This window comes from Mesorhizobium sp. M7A.F.Ca.MR.148.00.0.0 (assembly GCF_003997735.1).
Classification (GTDB): domain Bacteria; phylum Pseudomonadota; class Alphaproteobacteria; order Rhizobiales; family Rhizobiaceae; genus Mesorhizobium.
This window is the reverse complement of the sequence record NZ_RZTB01000004.1, coordinates 113,137-130,993: the sequence shown is the minus strand read 5'-3', so window position 1 is coordinate 130,993 and position 17,857 is coordinate 113,137. Positions and strand designations below refer to the sequence as shown.

The window sequence follows — 17,857 nt, the reverse complement described above, 5'->3', positions numbered from 1 at the left end:
GCGGGAGGCGAGGCGAAGCTCGGCACCGGCTTCGCGAAGGTGGCGCACGACAAGGCGCCCGATGAAACCTGTCGCGCCCGTGACCAGAACCTTCATGGCCTTACCCGAAACAGCTCTCTGGTGACTGATGGAAGTGCTCGCTCTTCCATCACTGGTGCAAGTGCCTGCTCTTCCAACAAAGGAACATGGCGTCCGGAGGCGAGATATGTTCCGCTCACCATGAAGACCATCAGCACCGAGTCCAGAATGTCATGGCCGATCAGGATGCCTGTCATTCCGGCCGTCAGATAGGTGATCACCACGACGACAATCATGGTGGCGCCGAACCGCTCGTTCGGATCGTTGCTGTTTCGCAAGACCCTGGCGGCATTTCCAGCAGCAACGATAAAGATCGCAGCCAGCGTCACGGCACCCAGAATTCCCGCTTGCACGAGGGCGGTCAGGAAGCCGTTGTGAAAATGGTTGAAGCCTGTGTCCATCGCGAACTGCTCATGAAAGCCCTGCTTGATCAGATGCTGGGTTGCACCCACACCGTGCCCGAACAGTGGCATGTCATGGAATGCTTTGAGGCCGATCTCCCAAAGCGCAACACGTATTCCCAACGAGGTGTCGTAGTTGCCGCCAGCCTCAAGCGCACCCCAATCGGAGCGCAAAAAGTCGACCCGCCCGGATATCGCCTGGAAGCTGGAAGCGGTGATCACGACGCCGACCGCTGCCAGCAGCAGCAGCAGGCGAACGGCATTCCTGCCTCTGAGCCTGTGCCGGTTGATCAGCATGACGGCGATGCCGGCGATCAGCAGTGCCAGCCAGACGATACGCGAGCCGGAATAGATGACGGCGATCGTCCCTGCCAGTGTCCCGTAGAAGAGGGGTGTCCGGGCTTGCTCAACACCGGACAAGGCGCCAGCCACACACATCACCACGGCAAGGCACACCACGGTTGCGAAGACGATCGGATTTCCGGCTCCCCCCTCGGCCCTGACGCCAATCCAATATTGCTGGATGACGGCCATGAGCAGCGCGGCAAAACAGGCGGCCATGCTGGAAAGCACGATGATGCGGGTAAGCGTGGTTTTCTGCGTGATGCTCCAGGTCGAATAGGACACGGGAAAAAACAGGAAGGTGACGAGCGGGATAAGATGTGGCGCATCCCGGGCGAACGAATTGTTGACGATGGAAGCCAGGAGATTGGAGGCGCAGTAGGCATAGATCGCGACCGTCAACCAGATCATGGGCCGGTCGGCGTTGAAGCGCCTTTTCCGTAAAACAATCAGCAGGACTGACGAAAGGCCTCCGCCATTGAATACAAAGCTGACCACCGATCCCAGAACCGGTGGAAAAAAGAAGCAAAGGATGGAGAAGTAGTTGTTGATCCGCGAAGGCGTGAATTGCTGTCTCAGGGGTGAAAGCCGGGTCAATTTTCGGGCTCGCTGTCTTCGGCAAGTTTCATGCGGCGGATCTTGTTTAGCGAAGTTGAATACGCTCGCCTCGAAATTGCCCCATGCCTGATGATGCACTTGCCCGTTTCCCGAGGCTGGTATAGCGGCTGCCCCCCATTTTCGATAGTGTATAGGGCAGATTGCCACCGAAAATCGGCGGCAGGCGCGGGCCGACCAGAGGAAGTCCCTTGAAAGCCGCAGCTGATCCATTCAAGCAATATTTTCCCCGCGTTTTCTGGGCCGTTGAGCTTGCAGGCAGGAATTTCCGGATTTGCCGGCATCTGTGGAAAATTCATTCTCGAACCATGTGCGGCCGGGTCAGTCCAGCATTGTTCTTGACAATGGCGATCTGCTAGAACGCCGGCACGAGAAAGAACGTCCAGAAACAAGGCTCGAACCGGGCGCGAAGAGCTCGATGATTTGAGGCAAGGTCTTCTGTTGGAAGATACGAAAGAACGCCCACGGCCCATGACAACAGCGCTTACGCATCTTCAGCGGCTTGAAGCCGAGTCCATCCATATATTCCGTGAGGTTGCGGCCGCTTTTGCCAAGCCGGTCATGCTCTATTCGGTTGGCAAGGATTCATCCGTGTTGATGCATCTGGCGATGAAGGCGTTTTATCCCGCCAAGCCGCCGTTCCCCTTTCTTCACGTCGACACGACGTGGAAGTTCCGCGAGATGATCGCCTTTCGCGATCAGATGGCGCAGAAACTCGGCTTCGATCTCCTGGTTCATGTCAATGAAGACGGCGTGCGCGACAACATCAATCCGTTCGACCATGGTTCGAACACCCACACCCATGTCATGAAGACCGTGGCGCTGCGCCAGGCGCTCGACAAGTACGGTTTCGATGCGGCCTTTGGCGGCGCTCGTCGCGACGAGGAGAAATCGCGCGCCAAGGAGCGCATCTTTTCCTTCCGCAACGCCCAGCATGTGTGGGATCCGAAGAACCAGCGCCCCGAAATGTGGAAGATATTCAACACCCGCATCGCATCGGGTGAATCGATCCGCGTCTTTCCGCTGTCGAACTGGACCGAACTCGATATCTGGCAGTACATCCTGCAGGAAAGTATCCCGATCGTGCCGCTCTATTTCGCCAAGGAACGACCGGTGGTGGAACGCGACGGCATGCTGATCCTGCGGGACGACGAGCGCATGAAACTGCGCCCCGGCGAGACGGTGGAGAACAGGCTGGTGCGGTTCCGCACGCTTGGCTGCTATCCGCTGACCGGCGCCATCGAATCGGATGCCGACACGCTGGAAGCCATCGTCGGTGAAATGCTGACGGCACGCACGTCCGAACGGCAGGGTCGCCTGATCGACCGCGATGAAGCCGGCTCGATGGAAAAGAAGAAGCGCGAGGGGTACTTTTGACCATGCGCCACATCATGGCAAAGAGCCTCGCTCCCACCGACGGCGTTCGCGACTATCTGGCTGCGCAGGAGAAGAAGTCGCTGCTGCGCTTCCTGACCTGCGGCTCGGTCGATGACGGCAAGTCGACGCTGATCGGGCGCCTGCTGTCCGACACCAAGCAGATTTTCGAGGACCAGCTCGCCGCGCTCGAACGCGATTCGCGCAAGCATGGCACGACGGGCGACGACATCGATTTCGCGCTGCTGGTCGACGGTCTGGAGGCCGAGCGCGAGCAAGGCATCACCATCGACGTCGCCTACCGCTTCTTCGCCACGCCGAAACGCAAATTCATCGTTGCCGACACACCTGGCCACGAGCAATACACCCGCAACATGGCCACCGGCGCCTCGACCGCCGACCTGGCGATCGTGCTGATCGATGCCCGGCAGGGTGTGCTTCGCCAGACAAGGCGGCATTCGATCATCGCCTCGCTGCTCGGCATCCGCCACGTCGTACTGGCCGTCAACAAGATCGATCTTGTCGATTTCGATCAGGCGGTTTTCGACCGGATCGTCGAAGACTACGGGCAATTCTCGCGCGATCTCGGCTTCCAGACCATTGTGCCGATCCCGATGTCGGCCCGTTATGGCGACAATGTCAGCCGCCGGTCGGAAAGCATGGAATGGTATTCCGGTCCGACGCTGATCGAGCATCTCGAAACCGTGTCGGTCGACGAAGCGATGGTCGAACTGCCGTTTCGTTTCCCTGTCCAGTATGTCAACCGTCCCAATCTCGACTTTCGCGGCTTTGCCGGCACGGTCGCCTCCGGCTCGGTTGCGCCCGGCGACGAGGTCGTTGTCGCCAAGTCCGGCAAATCCTCGCGCGTCAAGCGGATCGTCTCGTATGGCGGCGATCTCGCCCAGGCGGCCGCCGGCCAGGCCGTCACGCTCGTCCTCGACGACGAAGTCGAAATCTCGCGCGGCAACATGCTGGTTTCGCCTGCCGCACGGCCGCAGGTCGCCGATCAGTTCGCCGCCAACATCGTCTGGTTCGACGAGCATGCGTTGCTGCCAGGCCGCTCTTACATCCTGCGCACCGAGACCGACCAGACCAGCGCCACCGTCACCGACCTGAAATATCGGATCAACGTCAACGACTTTGCCCATGAAGCGGCCAAGTCGCTCGAAATGAACGAAGTCGGCATCTGCAACATCTCGACGCGGACGCCGATCGCCTTCGATCCCTTCGCCGAAAACCGCACCACCGGCGCCTTCATCCTGATCGACCGCATCACCAACGCCACGGTCGGCGCCGGCATGATCCTGCACTCGTTGCGCCGCGCCGAAAACATCCATTGGCAGTCGCTCGATGTCGGCAAGCGCGTGCGCGCCGACATGAAGAACCAGCGGCCCGCCGTGTTCTGGTTCACCGGGCTGTCGGGTTCCGGCAAGTCGACCATCGCCAACCTGTTCGAAAAGAAGCTGTTCGCCACCGGCCGCCACACTTATATCCTGGACGGCGACAACGTCCGTCACGGTCTCAACCGCGATCTTGGTTTCACCGACGCCGATCGCGTCGAGAACATCCGCCGCGTTGCCGAAGTGGCGCGTTTGATGGCCGATGCCGGGTTGATCGTCATTGTTTCGTTCATTTCGCCCTTCAGCGCCGAGCGGCGCATGGCACGTGAATTGATGGCCGACGGCGAATTCGTCGAGGTGTATGTCGATACGCCTTTCGAGGAATGCGCCCGGCGTGATCCGAAGGGCCTCTACGCGCGCGCGCTGAATGGCGAGATCAAGAATTTCACCGGCGTCGATTCCCCTTATGAAGCGCCGGAAACCCCGGAGGTCCATCTGCGGACACTCGGCAAGTCGGCCGAAGAGATGGTCGACGCCCTGGAACACTGGCTGAACGAGCGCGACATTGCCGAAGACCAATACGATAGCGGCGGCGGCATCTGACGACAGGCTGATGCTTGAAATCTTCGAGCGCCTGGCCTTGTCGGCCGGGCGCGAGGTGATGCGCGTGTTCCACGCCGGCTGTGCGGTTGACCGTAAGTCCGACGCCTCGCCGGTGACCGAGGCGGACCGCGAGAGCGAAAAGATCATTCTCGCCGGACTGCGTGCCGCATTTCCCGATATCCCCTGCGTGGCCGAGGAAGAAGCTTCCGCCGGCATCGTGCCGCCCGATCTGGACGGGGCTTTTTTTCTGATCGATCCGCTCGATGGGACCAAGGAGTTCGTCAACCGCCGCACCGATTTCACGGTCAACATAGCGCTGGTTCGCGATGGCGTGCCGGAAGTCGGCGTCGTCTTTGCGCCCTGCACGGGCCGCTTCTTTTCCGGCCTGCCGGGCAGGGCGGAATCACTCGAAATCGATGGCGATTACCAGATCGTCGGCCGCCGGCCGATCGCGGCGAGAACGGCCGCGACGCCGCTGGCCGTCGTCGCCAGTCGGTCTCACAACACACCGGAAACCGAGGCCTATATTCGCGACCTCGGTGCCGCCGAAATCGTTTCGGTCGGTTCGTCCTTGAAGTTCTGCCTTCTCGCCAGTGCCGAGGCTGATGTCTATCCGCGCTTCGGCCGCACCATGGAATGGGACACAGCGGCGGGCGACGCTATCCTGCGCGCCGCCGGCGGCATGACGCGCACGCTGGACGGCCAACCTCTGGTCTATGGCAAGCGCAGGCAAAGCGACGACGAGGATTTTGCCAATCCGCATTTCATTGCCAGCGGCAGGGCGGCGGGCCCCAGCTGAGAATGGCTCGGCAGCTTACTCTGCCGCGGCCTGCGCCGAATTCGAGCCGATATAGTTGCGGATCGTCTCGATGATGCGGTCCTGGTCGGCTTCGCTGAGATAAGGGTGCATGGGCAGGCACAGGATCCGCTTCGGCAGGTCTTCCGATACGGCAAGGCCGGTCGGCGTGCGTGGGTAGTCGCGATAAGCGACCTGGGCATGCAGCGGCTTCACGTAGTAAATGACAGACGGAATACCCTTTTCGCCGAGATGCGCCCTCAGCCCGTCGCGCTTGGGCGTCTCGATCGCGTATTGCGCCCAGGCCGAACGGCTGCCGTCCAGATTGCGCGCCGCAGTGACGATATCGCCAAGCCCTTCGGCATAGCGCTTTGCCACCACCTGCCGGGCGACCATCTCGTCTTCCAGGATTGCCAGCTTCTCGATCAGGATCGCCGCCTGGATCGTGTCGAGTCGCGAATTGATGCCGACGCGGACATTGTCGTACTGCGTCTCGCCCTTGCCATGGAAGGCGAAGGAGCGAAGCTGCTCAGCCAGCGCATCGTCATTGGTGAACATCGCGCCGCCGTCGCCGTAGCAGCCAAGCGGCTTGGCCGGATAGAAGCTGGTCGATCCGACATGGCCGAAAGCACCGCACATCTTGCCGTCGAGCGAACCGCCCATCGACTGGGCGGCATCCTCGATCACCATCAGCCCTTCGCGGTTGGCGATTGCCATGATCGCCTCGTAATCGGCGGCTAGGCCAAACAGATCGACAGGAATGATAGCCTTCGGCTTCAGCCTTCCTTCCTTCTTGATCATGGCGATGGCCGCTTCGAGGCTGGCAATGTCGATGTTGTAGCTATGCGGGTCGACATCGACGAACACCGGCTCGGCCTTGGCCAGTGCCACCACTTCGGCGGTGGCGGCGAAAGTGAAGCTCGGCACGAACACCGCGTCACCCGGGCCGATGCCGGCCGCAAACAGTGGCAACAGCAGCGCGTCGGTGCCGTTGGCGCAGGCCACGACATGCTTGGTGCCGATATAGGCGGCAAGCTTATTCTCGAATTCGGTGACTTGCGGGCCAAGAATATAGCGGCCTTCGTCGACGACACGGTCGATCGCGGCCTTCAGCCGGTCGCGGATTCGTTCGCGCTGCGCGCCAAGATCGATGAACTGCATGTCGGCCTCAAAACGGGTTAGCCAGATAATCGGCCGCTGGTACCAGAGTTGCGCTTGCCGAGAAAGCCGGGCAGGCGGAGCCCCAAATTGCCCAAGTGTCGCAGTCCGTTACCAGTATTTCCCGGCGAATGTCAGTCAGATGCCGGAAATCCGGGCTTCGTCGGGCGCCATCCCGCCCTTATAGCCCCGTAAAGAGCCCCTCCGAAACATAAAGTGATCGATTGGGCTCAACTTATGTTGAGCGTTGCTCAGGCGATTTCATGTCGCCAGGGTGGATTGGCGCCGGCCCGCGACACGGTCACTGCCGCCGCCTTCGCGCCGAGCGCCAGCGCGTTGTGGATGGCGTCTTTCGACAAGCCGGAAATCGCCGCCTTGGTCAGCAGGCCCTGCTCATGCAAGGAGGCGAGGATGCCGGCGTTGAAGGTATCGCCGGCGCCGACCGTGTCGACCACCTCGACCTTTTCCGGCATGACGGTGACGGCATGTTCCCTGGTATAGCCGACGGCGCCTTCGCTGCCATGGGTGACGACGATCAGCTTCGGGCCTCGATCCAGCCAGTTGCGGATGACATCCTCGTGCGAGCCGGCTTCGCCGAACCAGTTCAGGTCTTCGTCCGACAATTTCACGATGTCGGCCATCGCCATCATCGCGCGAATGCGCCTGAGGTGCTTGGCCTTGTCCGGTATGAAGTTCGGCCGGATGTTGGGATCGAGCATCATCACTCGACTTTCATGCTCGCGCCGCATGAACTCCTCATAGGCACTGCCGGCGGGCTCCGAAATCAGGCTGATGGCGCCGAACAGCATGGCTTCGATCTCGCTGCCAAGCTGCGGCAGGTCGTCGACGGTCAGCATGCGGCCGGCGGTGTTCTCGTCATAGAAAGTGTAGGTCGCCTGGCCGTTGGTGAGCTTGACGAAGGCCAGCGTCGTTGGCCGTGGTGAGGTGTGCGCATAGGTGGAGCTGACCTTGCTTGCCCCCAGCGCATCCCGGAACTGGCCGCCGAACAGATCCGACGACAGGCCCGAAAAGAAACCTGCCGGCGCGCCGAGCCGGCCAAGCGCGATCGCCGTGTTGAACACCGCGCCGCCGACATAAGGCGCAAAGGCCGGCTCACCCGCTGTCGTCGTGCGCGGCAGCATGTCGATCAGGGCTTCGCCGCAGCAGAGGATCATGGCTTCCTGGTCTCCGGCGGATGGATCACGCCCTTGCGTATGATGATGTTGGCGTAGAGCCGCGGCTCGCTGGTCGCGACGATGGCATGCGCCGATTTGACCCGTGCATAGAAGTCGGCGCCGGCCAGCGCAACCACCTTGCGGCCTGGCGCCCGTTTGGCGCAGATCGCCTCGATCTCATGATGGACGGGATCGGCAAGCGAGGGATCGCCCTTGACCGAGGCGCGAAACAGCGCCTCCGGCACGGCGTCATCGACAGGCAGGACACTCAATATCGCGTCGAGTACGGGGATAAGAGGGTGACCATCGGCGCGCACCAGCCGGGTTGCCTGCTGTTCCGCCGGATAGTTTCCGTCGACAAGGGCGATTTCGTCGCCATGCCCCATGCCGCGCAGGATCGCCAGAAGCTCCGGACCGAGCAGCGCCGGAATTCCGATCAGCATCAGACGCTCCTGGAAATCGTCGTCGAGCCAATCAGGAAGCGTTCGGAAAGTGGCAGGCTGGCGCCGCCGAGCGCCCGGGCATGGATGCCGACGGTTCCCTCGCGAATGGCGGGCAGCTTCAAGCCTTCGCCATCGATCGTCGCGATTGCCGCGATGATGGCGTCGACCAGCCTGCGGCGCACCGCTTTCGGCATCCAGCCGTCGATCACCGCCGCTTCGAAATCGATGATCGAGGATGCGGCGACGATGGCGTAGGCGAGCGCCCTTGAGGCGCTGGCGATCCAGTCGTCAAGCTCGGGTCCGATCTCGCCCCAATCTTCCGGCGAGGTCCACAGATGCGAGGCTTCGGTGCCGCGCGCATTGAGCGCCTTTTCGAGCATGGCGATGGAAGCGACATCGATCAGTTGGGTCGGCTTGCCGTCCGGCCCGGGCACCGGCATGGAGCCGAGCGCTCCGGCATTGCCGGTCGGGCCGCCAAAAAGCCGGCCGTTCAGCACAATGCCGCCACCGGCAAAGGCGCCGATATAAAAATAGACGAAGTCACGCGCAGCGCCCGCCTGGCCGAAGACGAGCTCGGCGCCGCAGGCCGACGTGGCATCGTTCTGCAAATAGACCGGAAAATCGCATTGCGCCTGGATGTCGGCCCGGATGTCGCGGTGACGCCATTCGTCCATCACGTCGCGGGGGGCGCCGGCGGTATCGGCCCAGTTCCACAATTCGAACGGCATGGCGATGCCGAGCCCGGCGATGCGCTTGTCTTGCGCGGGCGTCAGCGCACCGCGCATCTGCCGCATGCCGTTGCTGACGAAGTCCACCGTCTCGCGCGGCGCCGGGTAGCGATAGGAATGCTGCAGCATCGAACGGACATGGCCAAGGAAATCTATCAACACCAGTTCGGCGCTGCGGCGGCCGATCTTCAGGCCGATGAAGAAGGCGCCTTCGGGATTGAGCGCCATCGGAATGGAAGGCTGGCCGATCTTGCCGCGCAACGGCGCCTGGCGCAGCAGGAGGCTTTCTTCCTCCAACTCGCGCATGATGACCGAAACCGTCTGCGCCGAAAGGCCGGTCATGCGGGCGATGTCGGATTTTGCCAAGCTGCCGTGCTGGCGCACCAGCGACAGCACCAACCGCTCATTGTGGTCGCGCATGCCGCTCTGGTTGGTGCCGCGGTGAATGAGACTGTCATTCACCTCGGGCGAACCGTGCCTCGCAATGGCCGTTTCCACCCTGTTCCTCCCGTCGTTTCCCCTCAATGCTTTTGGGCCAGAATGGGTGAACGAAGCAAGGCTGTCAATAATAAATAAGAGTGATTTAATTATTGACAGAGGCTTCGTGCTGGTGTCTGTTGAGGCAGCGTCCACGCTGGGAGAATTTCGTTGGACGCGCTGCAGGTGCCGGTTGGCCGGCATCCGGATGGTTCCACTGGGAGGAAATCGTGACCAATACAAAACTGTTGAAATCGACCGTGTTTGCCGCCGCGGCTCTGGGGCTGATGGCGTTTGCGTCGTCCGCATCCGCGGCTGGTGTCGGTGCCTGCCTGATCACCAAGACCGACACCAATCCCTTCTTCGTCAAGATGAAGGAGGGCGCCACCGCGAAGGCCAAGGAACTCGGCGTCGACCTCAAGACCTATGCCGGCAAGATCGACGGCGACAGCGAGAGCCAGGTCGCGGCGATCGAGAGCTGCATCGCCGACGGCGCCAAGGGTATCCTGATCACTGCATCCGACACCAAGGGCATCGTGCCGACCGTGAAGAAGGCGCGTGACGCCGGCCTGCTGGTGATCGCGCTCGACACGCCGCTCGATCCCATCGATGCGGCCGACGCAACCTTTGCGACGGACAATCTTGAAGCCGGCAAGCTGATCGGCGCCTGGGCAGCCGCCACGCTCGGCGACAAGGCCAAGGACGCCAAGATCGGCTTCCTCGACCTGACCCCGTCGCAGCCGACCGTCGACGTGCTGCGCGACCAGGGCTTCATGATGGGCTACGGCATCGATGTGAAGGATCCCAACAAGATCGGCGATGAGGACGATGCGCGCATCGTCGGCCATGACGTCACCAATGGCAACGAAGAGGGCGGCCGTAAGGCGATGGAGAACCTTCTGCAGAAGGACAACACCATCAACGTCATCCACACCATCAACGAGCCCGCAGCTGTCGGCGCCTACCAGGCGCTCAAGGCTGTTGGCCTCGAAAGCCAGGTGCTGATCGTTTCCGTCGACGGCGGCTGCCCCGGCGTGAAGTCGGTGGCCGAGGGTGTCATCGGCGCCACGTCGCAGCAATATCCGCTGCAGATGGCAGCACTCGGCATCGAGGCGATCGCTGCTTTCGCCAAGGACGGAACCAAGCCGAAGCCGACCGAAGGCAAGGACTTCTTCGATACCGGCGTCAACCTGGTGACCGACAAGCCGGCCACCGGCGTGAAGTCCATCGACACCAAGGAAGGCCTCGCCAAGTGCTGGGGCTGATGCCGGTCTGACAGGCATCTACGGAACCTGGGCGGTCGGGGCTTGATCCCCGGCCGCTTCGGGTGGACGATGGCTCGCGTGACCGCGAACAATCCCGGCGACAGACCGGAAAGGCGTGGACTGGCGTCGGCGTTTGGCCGAAGCCTACGGGGAGAAAACATGGCTCAAGCTCAGGAATTCGAGAAAGTTCTTTCGAGCAGCGACACAAGCGTTGCCGCTTTCGACGAGCACAAATCGGCCGTCAAGCGCATCCAGCATTTCCTGCATTCGACACCTGCCGCGGTGCCGCTGATCGTCCTGGTTCTGGCGATCATCGTCTTCGGCATCACCATCGGAGGGCGGTTCTTTTCGTCCTACACGCTGACGCTTATCCTGCAGCAGATCGCCATCATCGGCATTCTGGGTGCCGCACAGACGCTGGTCATCCTGACCGCCGGCATCGACCTGTCGATCGGCGTGATCATGGTGATTTCAGCGGTGATCATGGGCAATTGCGCGGTCAGCTACGGCATGCCGAGCGCGCTCGCAGTGGCGATCGGGCTTGCCGCCGGCGCGGCCTGCGGGCTGCTCAACGGGGTGCTGGTGGCCTACATGAAGCTGCCACCCTTCATCGTGACGCTTGGCACCTGGAACATCGTCATGGCCACGAACTTCATCTATTCGGCCAACGAGACGATCCGCGACACCGACGTCGACACCCAGGCGCCGCTGCTGCATCTCTTTGCCATCAGCTTCAAGGTCGGCACGGCGGTGCTGACGCTCGGCGTCATTGCCACGGTCGTGCTCGTGATGATCCTCTGGTACGTGCTCAATCACACGGCATGGGGCCGCCATGTCTACGCCGTTGGCGATGATCAGGAGGCGGCGAAGCTGTCGGGCATCCAGACCAAGAAGGTGTTGATGACGGTCTACACCCTTGCGGGGCTGATCGCCGCTTTCGCTGCCTGGGTCTCCATCGGCCGCAACGGCTCGATCTCGCCGTCGGCTGCCGTCACCGACTACAATCTCCAGGCGATCACCGCGACGGTGATCGGCGGTATTTCCCTGTTCGGCGGACGCGGCTCGATCCTGGGCACGCTGTTCGGCGCGATGATCGTCGGCGTCGTCTCCATGGGCCTCAACATGCTGGGCGCCGATCCGCAATGGAAGGTGCTGCTCACCGGTGTGCTGATCATCGGCGCCGTGGCGGTCGACCAATGGATCAGAAAGGTTTCGGCATGACCATGACCCAGGAACCCATTCTCACCGCGCGTGGCCTGGTCAAGCGCTACGGCCGCGTCACCGCCCTCGACAACGCCGACTTCGACCTCTACCCCGGCGAAATCCTTGCTGTCATCGGCGACAATGGCGCCGGCAAATCGTCGCTCATCAAGGCGATTTCCGGCGCTGCCGTGCCCGATGAAGGCGAGATCCGGCTTGAAGGAAAACCCGTCTCCTTCAAATCGCCGATGGAGGCCCGCGAAGCCGGCATCGAGACCGTCTACCAGAACCTGGCGCTGTCGCCGGCGCTGTCGATCGCCGACAACATGTTCCTTGGCCGCGAAATCCGTAAACCGGGTTTTCTGGGCGATTGGCTTCGCATGCTCGATCGCCCGGCGATGGAAAAGCGCGCCCGCGACAAGCTTACCGAACTTGGCCTGATGACCATCCAGAACATCAGCCAGGCTGTGGAGACGCTCTCGGGCGGCCAAAGGCAGGGCGTTGCCGTGGCGCGTGCGGCCGCCTTTGGCAGTCGTGTGGTGATCATGGACGAGCCGACGGCCGCCCTTGGCGTCAAGGAAAGCCGCCGCGTGCTCGAGTTGATCCTCGACGTCAAGAAGCGCGGCCTCCCGATCGTGCTGATCTCGCACAACATGCCGCATGTCTTCGAAGTGGCCGATCGCATTCACATCCATCGGCTGGGGCGTCGCCTCGCCGTCATCGACCCCAAGCAATATACGATGTCCGACGCCGTCGCCTTCATGACAGGAGCCAAGGCCCCTCCGGAGGCGGCGCTGGCGGCTTGATACATGTCGCCCAAGTGGCTGCGCATGGCGACAACGGCAAGCACGGAACAGGGATTTGAAGCGCGGCGCGCGGGCCGTCTTGGCGCGTCACACTTCAGAATTGCCAAATTGCCGCAGGGGGCAAGCCGGATCGAACCTGTTTAAATCGATTGAATATATGGCGGTATCAGCTAGCATGGGCTGGGAGGAGCGATGAAAGCCGGTATGATCATGGCAACCGCACGAGAGGCATCATGACGAGCGCGATGACATCCGAACCCCTTCCGCCACTGCTCGAAAATCCTGACCCAAAGACACTCGCACGTGAAGTCTTGGTTGCCCTCAAATACAGGGTCGGCAAGGACACCACCGTTGCGACCCAGTACGACTGGCTGACCGCCTCGATCAAGGTCGTGCGCGACCGGATCGTCGATCACTGGATGCAGGCGACGAGAGAGGCTTACGACCAGAAGGAAAAGCGCGTCTATTATCTGTCGCTGGAATTCCTCATCGGCCGCCTGATGCGCGATGCTTTCTCCAATCTGGGCCTGATGGACAACATGCGCGAGGCGCTGTCGTCGTTGGGTGTCGACCTCGACTTGATTGCAGCACTCGAGCCCGATGCGGCGCTCGGCAATGGCGGCCTCGGCCGGCTCGCGGCCTGCTTCATGGAAAGCATGGCGACCGTCGACATTCCCGCGCATGGCTACGGCATCCGCTATGCCAATGGCATGTTCCGGCAGGAGATTCACGACGGCTGGCAGGTCGAACTGCCAGAGACCTGGCTTGATCACGGTAACCCGTGGGAATTCGAACGTCGCGAACGCTCCTTCGAGGTTGGTTTCGGCGGTTCGGTGGAATCGATCACCTCCAAGGACGGGCGCCTCGAACGCCATGTCTGGAAACCGACCGAGCATGTGCTGGCCGTCGCCTATGACACGCCCGTCGTCGGCTGGCGGGCCAATCGCGTCAACACGCTGCGGCTCTGGTCGGGCATGCCGATCGATCCGATCCTGCTCGACAAATTCAATGCCGGCGACCACATCGGCGCGCTCGCCGAAAGCAACAAGGCCGACGCCTTGTCGCGCGTGCTCTATCCCGCCGATTCCCACAAGGCCGGGCAGGAACTGCGGCTTCGGCAGGAGTATTTCTTCTCTACCGCCTCGCTGCAGGACATCGTGCAGCGCCATCTGAGCCAATATGGCGACCTGAAATCGCTGCCCGACAAGGCTGCGATCCACCTGAACGACACCCATCCCGCCATCGCCGTGCCGGAGTTGATGCGCCTGTTGATGGACGTCCACGGCATGGACTTCGATCAGGCCTGGGACATCACCCAGCGCACCTTCGGCTACACCAACCACACACTGCTGCCCGAGGCGCTGGAAAGCTGGCCGGTGCCGCTGTTCGAGCGGCTTTTGCCGCGCCACATGCAGATCGTCTATGCCATCAACGCTGAAGTGCTTCTGGAGGCGCGTGCTTCCAACCAGTTCTCGGACGAGCAGATTGGCCGCATCTCGCTGATCCAGGAAAATGGCGACCGTCGGGTGCGCATGGGCAATCTGGCCTTTGTCGGCTCGCATTCCGTCAACGGCGTTTCGGCTCTTCACACCGACCTGATGAAGGAGACGGTGTTCGCCGACCTGCACAAGCTCTATCCCGATCGTATCAACAACAAGACCAACGGCATCACGCCGCGGCGCTGGTTGATCCAATGCAATCCCGGACTGACGTCGCTCGCCCGTGAGGCGATCGGCGACCGTTTTCTCGATGACATCGACGCCATCAAGGATCTCGACGGTTTCGCCGGCGACGCCGCCTTTCGCGACAAGTTCGCCGCCGTCAAGCGCGCCAATAAGGCGCGATTGGCCAACCTCGTCGCCGACCGGCTCGGCATCAAGGTCGATCCTTCGGCGCTTTTCGACATCCAGATCAAACGCATCCACGAATACAAGCGCCAGCTTCTGAACATTCTCGAGGCGATCGCCCTCTATGACCAGATCCGCTCGCACCCCGAGCGCGACTGGATGCCGCGCGTGAAATTCTTCGGCGGCAAGGCGGCGCCCAGCTACCACAATGCCAAGCTGATCATCAAACTCGCCAACGATGTCGCAAAAGTCATCAACCGCGATCCGGCCGTGCGCGGTCTGCTGAAGGTGGTGTTCGTGCCGAATTACAATGTCAGTCTGGCCGAGATCATGATGCCGGCGGCCGACCTTTCCGAGCAGATCTCGACTGCCGGCATGGAAGCGTCGGGCACCGGCAACATGAAGTTCGCGCTCAACGGCGCGCTGACCATCGGCACGCTCGACGGTGCCAATGTCGAGATCAAGGAATGCGTCGGCGACGACAACATCTTCATCTTCGGCCTGACCACCGCCGAGGTCGCCGAGCGGCGCAACAACGGTTACGATCCGCGCGCCGTCATCGAAGGATCATCTGAGCTCGCGCAAGCGGTCGCTGCCGTCTCGTCGGGCGTCTTTTCGCCGGACGATCCGGAGCGTTACCGCGACCTCGTCAACGGCCTCTACAACAGCGACTGGTTCATGGTCGCCGCCGATTTCGATGCCTATGCCACCGCCCAGCGCGAGGTCGATGCGGTCTGGCGCAACAGTCCCGACTGGTACGCCAGGGCAATCCGCAATGTGGCGCGTGTCGGCTGGTTCTCCTCCGATCGCACGATCCGCCAATATGCGAAAGAAATCTGGAACGTGCCTGCCTGATGTGATTGCATGAGGCCGCAAACAATGTGGTCCCGGTGGTGTGAACTGGAAAGTCGGATCACACCACTAGAAACAAACACTCGGTGCCTGGGGAGGGACACTGCCTGATGAAGAAGCCGCGCGCGACCGCTGCGACAAGCGGGCCGGACGGACTGGCGGCAGCCAGCGATGTTGCGGCGATTGTTGCCGGCACGCATGGCGATCCGTTTGCCGTTCTCGGTGTTCAGGAGGCTGGGAAGGGTTTTGTGGCCCGCTGCTTTGTTCCGAATGCCGAATTCGTCACCGCTTATACGCTGACCGGCATCATCGCGGGTGAATTGTCCAGGCGCGACGATGGCGGCTTTTTCGAAGGCAAGCTCTCGATCAAGAAGCGGCAACCGCTTCGCTATCACGCGCGCAATGCCGGCGGCGACTGGTGGCTGACCGATCCCTATTCGTTCGGTCCGGTGCTCGGGCCGATGGACGACTACTACATCGCCGAGGGATCGCATCTCAGGCTGTTCGACAAGCTCGGCGCCCATGTCATCGAGCACGAAGGCGCCACGGGCGTGCATTTCGCCGTCTGGGCTCCCAATGCGCGGCGTGTCTCTGTGGTCGGCGATTTCAACGAATGGGACGGCCGCCGGCACTCGATGCGGGATCGCCGCGACACCGGCATCTGGGAAGTGTTCATTCCCGATATCGGTGCCGGCCGGCCCTACAAATACGAGATCATCGGCCCCGACTGCGTCAGGCTGCCGCTCAAGGCCGATCCGTTCGCCTTCAAATCCGAACTGCGTCCGGCCACCGCTTCGGTCGTTGCCGCGCCGCCGGCGCATGAGTGGGGCGATGACGCGCACCGCAATTTCTGGCGCAATGCCGATCACCGGCGCGAAGCCATCTCGATCTACGAGGTCCATGCCGGCTCCTGGCAGCTTCGCGACGACGGTACGTTCCTGTCATGGGACGATTTGGCCGACCGGCTCATCCCCTATGTGGTCGAGACCGGCTTCACCCATATCGAATTCATGCCGATCTCCGAACACCCGTATGACCCGTCCTGGGGCTACCAGACGACCGGCCTCTACGCGCCATCGGCCCGCTTCGGCGATCCGGACGGCTTTGCCCGCTTCGTCGACGGCGCCCACCGTGCCGGCGTCGGCGTTATTCTCGACTGGGTGCCGGCGCATTTCCCGGTCGATGAGCACGGCCTGGCCAATTTCGATGGCACCGCGCTCTATGAACATGCCGATCCGCGCAAGGGTTTTCATCCCGACTGGAATACCGCGATCTACAATTTCGGCCGCCGCGAGGTGATGTCGTTCCTGGTCAACAATGCGTTGTTCTGGGCCGAGAAATACCATGTCGATGGACTTCGCGTCGATGCGGTCGCCTCGATGCTGTACCTCGACTATTCGCGCAAGGCCGGCGAATGGATCCCCAACGAGAAAGGCGGCCGCGAGAATCTCGAGGCGGTCAGCTTCCTGCAGAAGATGAACAAGGAGGTCTACGGCCACCATCCGGGCGTGATGACCATCGCCGAGGAATCGACCTCTTGGCCGAAGGTCTCGGCACCGGTGCATGAAGGCGGGCTGGGCTTCGGCTTCAAGTGGAATATGGGCTTCATGCACGACACGCTGGAGTATTTCTCCAAGGAACCGATCTTCCGAAAACACCACCACAACGACCTCACCTTCGGCCTGACCTACGCCTTCTCGGAGAATTTCGTGCTGCCGCTCTCGCACGACGAGGTTGTGCACGGCAAAGGCACGCTGCTTGGCAAGATGGCCGGCGACGACTGGCAGAAGTTTGCGACGCTGCGCGCCTACTACGCTTTCATGTGGGGCTATCCCGGCAAGAAGCTGCTTTTCATGGGGCAGGAGTTCGCGCAGCGCCGCGAATGGAGCGAGGCGCGCGCGCTCGACTGGAACCTGCTTGAATTCCGGCCGCATCGCGGCGTCTGGCAGACGGTGCGCGATCTCAACTATCTCTACCGTTCGCGCCCGGCACTGCATGGCCGTGATTGTGAGCCGGAAGGGTTTTCCTGGCTGATCGTCGATGACAGCCAGAATTCGGTTTTTGCCTGGCTGCGCAGCGCACCGGGCGGCAGCCCGGTGGCCGTCATTTCCAATTTTACGCCGGTGCCGCGTGACAATTATCGCGTGCCATTGCCGACATCAGGCAAATGGCGCGAGATCATCAACACCGACGCTTCGGAATATGGCGGTTCCGGCAAGGGCAATGGCGGCATGGTCGAGGCGCGGGCGGAGGGAGGAAACATCTCAGCGACGATGCTTTTGCCGCCGCTGTCGACGATCATGCTTGAACTCGTTGCCGACTGAGCCATGTCGATATCGAGTAACTTGGGAGGGTAG

The 17,857-nt window shown here is 61.8% G+C and carries 14 protein-coding genes; 8 read left to right on the top strand and 6 right to left on the bottom strand.

The window, feature by feature from the left end:
• Both EOB49_RS37290 and EOB49_RS03005 read right to left on the bottom strand, forming a co-directional pair.
• On the bottom strand, positions 1 to 96 hold a 96-nt coding region (locus EOB49_RS37290; RefSeq protein ID WP_127380099.1), incomplete at its 3' end, for an NAD-dependent epimerase/dehydratase family protein.
• Positions 93 to 1,418 (bottom strand): O-antigen ligase, encoded by a 1,326-nt coding sequence (locus tag EOB49_RS03005; RefSeq protein WP_127380104.1) that lies wholly within the window; start codon positions 1,416 to 1,418, stop codon positions 93 to 95. The genes EOB49_RS37290 and EOB49_RS03005, both read right to left, overlap by 4 nt.
• A gap of 489 nt (positions 1,419 to 1,907) precedes the next feature.
• Here EOB49_RS03005 and cysD point away from each other — a divergent pair, with 489 nt between their 5' ends.
• Genes cysD through cysQ form a run of 3 tightly spaced genes read left to right on the top strand, consistent with a single transcriptional unit; the run spans position 1,908 to position 5,552 of the window.
• Positions 1,908 to 2,813, top strand: a complete 906-nt coding sequence (gene cysD, locus EOB49_RS03000; RefSeq protein WP_027035869.1) for a sulfate adenylyltransferase subunit CysD — start codon at positions 1,908 to 1,910, stop codon at positions 2,811 to 2,813.
• A 2-nt stretch (positions 2,814 to 2,815) separates the two neighbouring features.
• Positions 2,816 to 4,753, top strand: coding sequence for a sulfate adenylyltransferase subunit CysN (gene cysN / locus EOB49_RS02995; protein WP_164781570.1), 1,938 nt, complete (start codon positions 2,816 to 2,818; stop codon positions 4,751 to 4,753).
• A 10-nt stretch (positions 4,754 to 4,763) separates the two neighbouring features.
• Entirely contained in the window at positions 4,764 to 5,552 is a 789-nt protein-coding gene (gene cysQ, locus EOB49_RS02990) for a 3'(2'),5'-bisphosphate nucleotidase CysQ (protein WP_164781572.1), read from the top strand.
• A gap of 15 nt (positions 5,553 to 5,567) precedes the next feature.
• On the opposite strand, the gene EOB49_RS02985 is transcribed toward cysQ, so the two are convergent.
• The 4 genes from EOB49_RS02985 to EOB49_RS02970 form a co-directional block, all read right to left on the bottom strand.
• The gene (locus tag EOB49_RS02985; protein WP_127380096.1) at positions 5,568 to 6,710 is read right to left on the bottom strand and encodes a DegT/DnrJ/EryC1/StrS aminotransferase family protein; all 1,143 of its coding nucleotides are present in this window, start codon (positions 6,708 to 6,710) and stop codon (positions 5,568 to 5,570) included.
• 248 nt (positions 6,711 to 6,958) lie between these two features.
• The gene (locus EOB49_RS02980; RefSeq protein ID WP_127380095.1) at positions 6,959 to 7,882 is read right to left on the bottom strand and encodes a carbohydrate kinase; all 924 of its coding nucleotides are present in this window, start codon (positions 7,880 to 7,882) and stop codon (positions 6,959 to 6,961) included.
• Complete coding sequence (locus EOB49_RS02975; RefSeq protein WP_023808513.1) at positions 7,879 to 8,325, bottom strand: RbsD/FucU domain-containing protein; 447 nt, start codon at positions 8,323 to 8,325, stop codon at positions 7,879 to 7,881. The genes EOB49_RS02980 and EOB49_RS02975 overlap by 4 nt, the downstream gene beginning before the upstream one ends.
• Positions 8,325 to 9,551 carry an ROK family transcriptional regulator gene (locus tag EOB49_RS02970; RefSeq protein WP_127380094.1) on the bottom strand — a complete coding sequence of 409 codons (1,227 nt, stop codon included), beginning with the start codon at positions 9,549 to 9,551 and terminating at the stop codon, positions 8,325 to 8,327. Before EOB49_RS02970 ends, EOB49_RS02975 begins: the two co-directional genes overlap by 1 nt.
• A 227-nt stretch (positions 9,552 to 9,778) precedes the next feature.
• On the opposite strand from EOB49_RS02970, the gene EOB49_RS02965 reads away from it, so the two are divergent.
• From EOB49_RS02965 to glgB, 5 genes are all read left to right on the top strand, one after another.
• Positions 9,779 to 10,795, top strand: coding sequence for a sugar ABC transporter substrate-binding protein (locus tag EOB49_RS02965; RefSeq protein WP_164762553.1), 1,017 nt, complete (start codon positions 9,779 to 9,781; stop codon positions 10,793 to 10,795).
• Between the two features lie 159 nt (positions 10,796 to 10,954).
• On the top strand, positions 10,955 to 12,016 hold the full coding sequence (locus tag EOB49_RS02960) for an ABC transporter permease (RefSeq protein WP_127269995.1): 1,062 nt from the start codon (positions 10,955 to 10,957) through the stop codon (positions 12,014 to 12,016).
• On the top strand, positions 11,992 to 12,801 hold the full coding sequence (locus tag EOB49_RS02955; protein WP_245472424.1) for an ATP-binding cassette domain-containing protein: 810 nt from the start codon (positions 11,992 to 11,994) through the stop codon (positions 12,799 to 12,801). Before EOB49_RS02960 ends, EOB49_RS02955 begins: the two co-directional genes overlap by 25 nt.
• Positions 12,802 to 13,034: 233 nt before the next feature.
• A complete protein-coding gene (locus tag EOB49_RS02950) occupies positions 13,035 to 15,503 on the top strand; it encodes a glycogen/starch/alpha-glucan phosphorylase (protein ID WP_127380093.1) in 2,469 nt (822 codons plus the stop codon).
• 107 nt (positions 15,504 to 15,610) lie between these two features.
• Entirely contained in the window at positions 15,611 to 17,824 is a 2,214-nt protein-coding gene (gene glgB, locus EOB49_RS02945; RefSeq protein WP_127380092.1) for a 1,4-alpha-glucan branching protein GlgB, read from the top strand.
• Positions 17,825 to 17,857 lie beyond the last annotated feature (33 nt).

What these genes read in the sequence shown, in the direction of transcription:
- cysD (WP_027035869.1), top strand. Translation starts at nt 1,908, where the DNA reads ATGACAACAGCGCTTACGCATCTTCAGCGGCTTGAAGCCGAGTCCATC.
- cysN (WP_164781570.1), top strand. Translation starts at nt 2,816, where the DNA reads ATGCGCCACATCATGGCAAAGAGCCTCGCTCCCACCGACGGCGTTCGC.
- cysQ (WP_164781572.1), top strand. Translation starts at nt 4,764, where the DNA reads ATGCTTGAAATCTTCGAGCGCCTGGCCTTGTCGGCCGGGCGCGAGGTG.
- EOB49_RS02985 (WP_127380096.1), bottom strand. Translation starts at nt 6,710, where the DNA reads ATGCAGTTCATCGATCTTGGCGCGCAGCGCGAACGAATCCGCGACCGG.
- EOB49_RS02980 (WP_127380095.1), bottom strand. Translation starts at nt 7,882, where the DNA reads ATGATCCTCTGCTGCGGCGAAGCCCTGATCGACATGCTGCCGCGCACG.
- EOB49_RS02975 (WP_023808513.1), bottom strand. Translation starts at nt 8,325, where the DNA reads ATGCTGATCGGAATTCCGGCGCTGCTCGGTCCGGAGCTTCTGGCGATC.
- EOB49_RS02960 (WP_127269995.1), top strand. Translation starts at nt 10,955, where the DNA reads ATGGCTCAAGCTCAGGAATTCGAGAAAGTTCTTTCGAGCAGCGACACA.
- EOB49_RS02955 (WP_245472424.1), top strand. Translation starts at nt 11,992, where the DNA reads ATGGATCAGAAAGGTTTCGGCATGACCATGACCCAGGAACCCATTCTC.
- EOB49_RS02950 (WP_127380093.1), top strand. Translation starts at nt 13,035, where the DNA reads ATGACGAGCGCGATGACATCCGAACCCCTTCCGCCACTGCTCGAAAAT.
- glgB (WP_127380092.1), top strand. Translation starts at nt 15,611, where the DNA reads ATGAAGAAGCCGCGCGCGACCGCTGCGACAAGCGGGCCGGACGGACTG.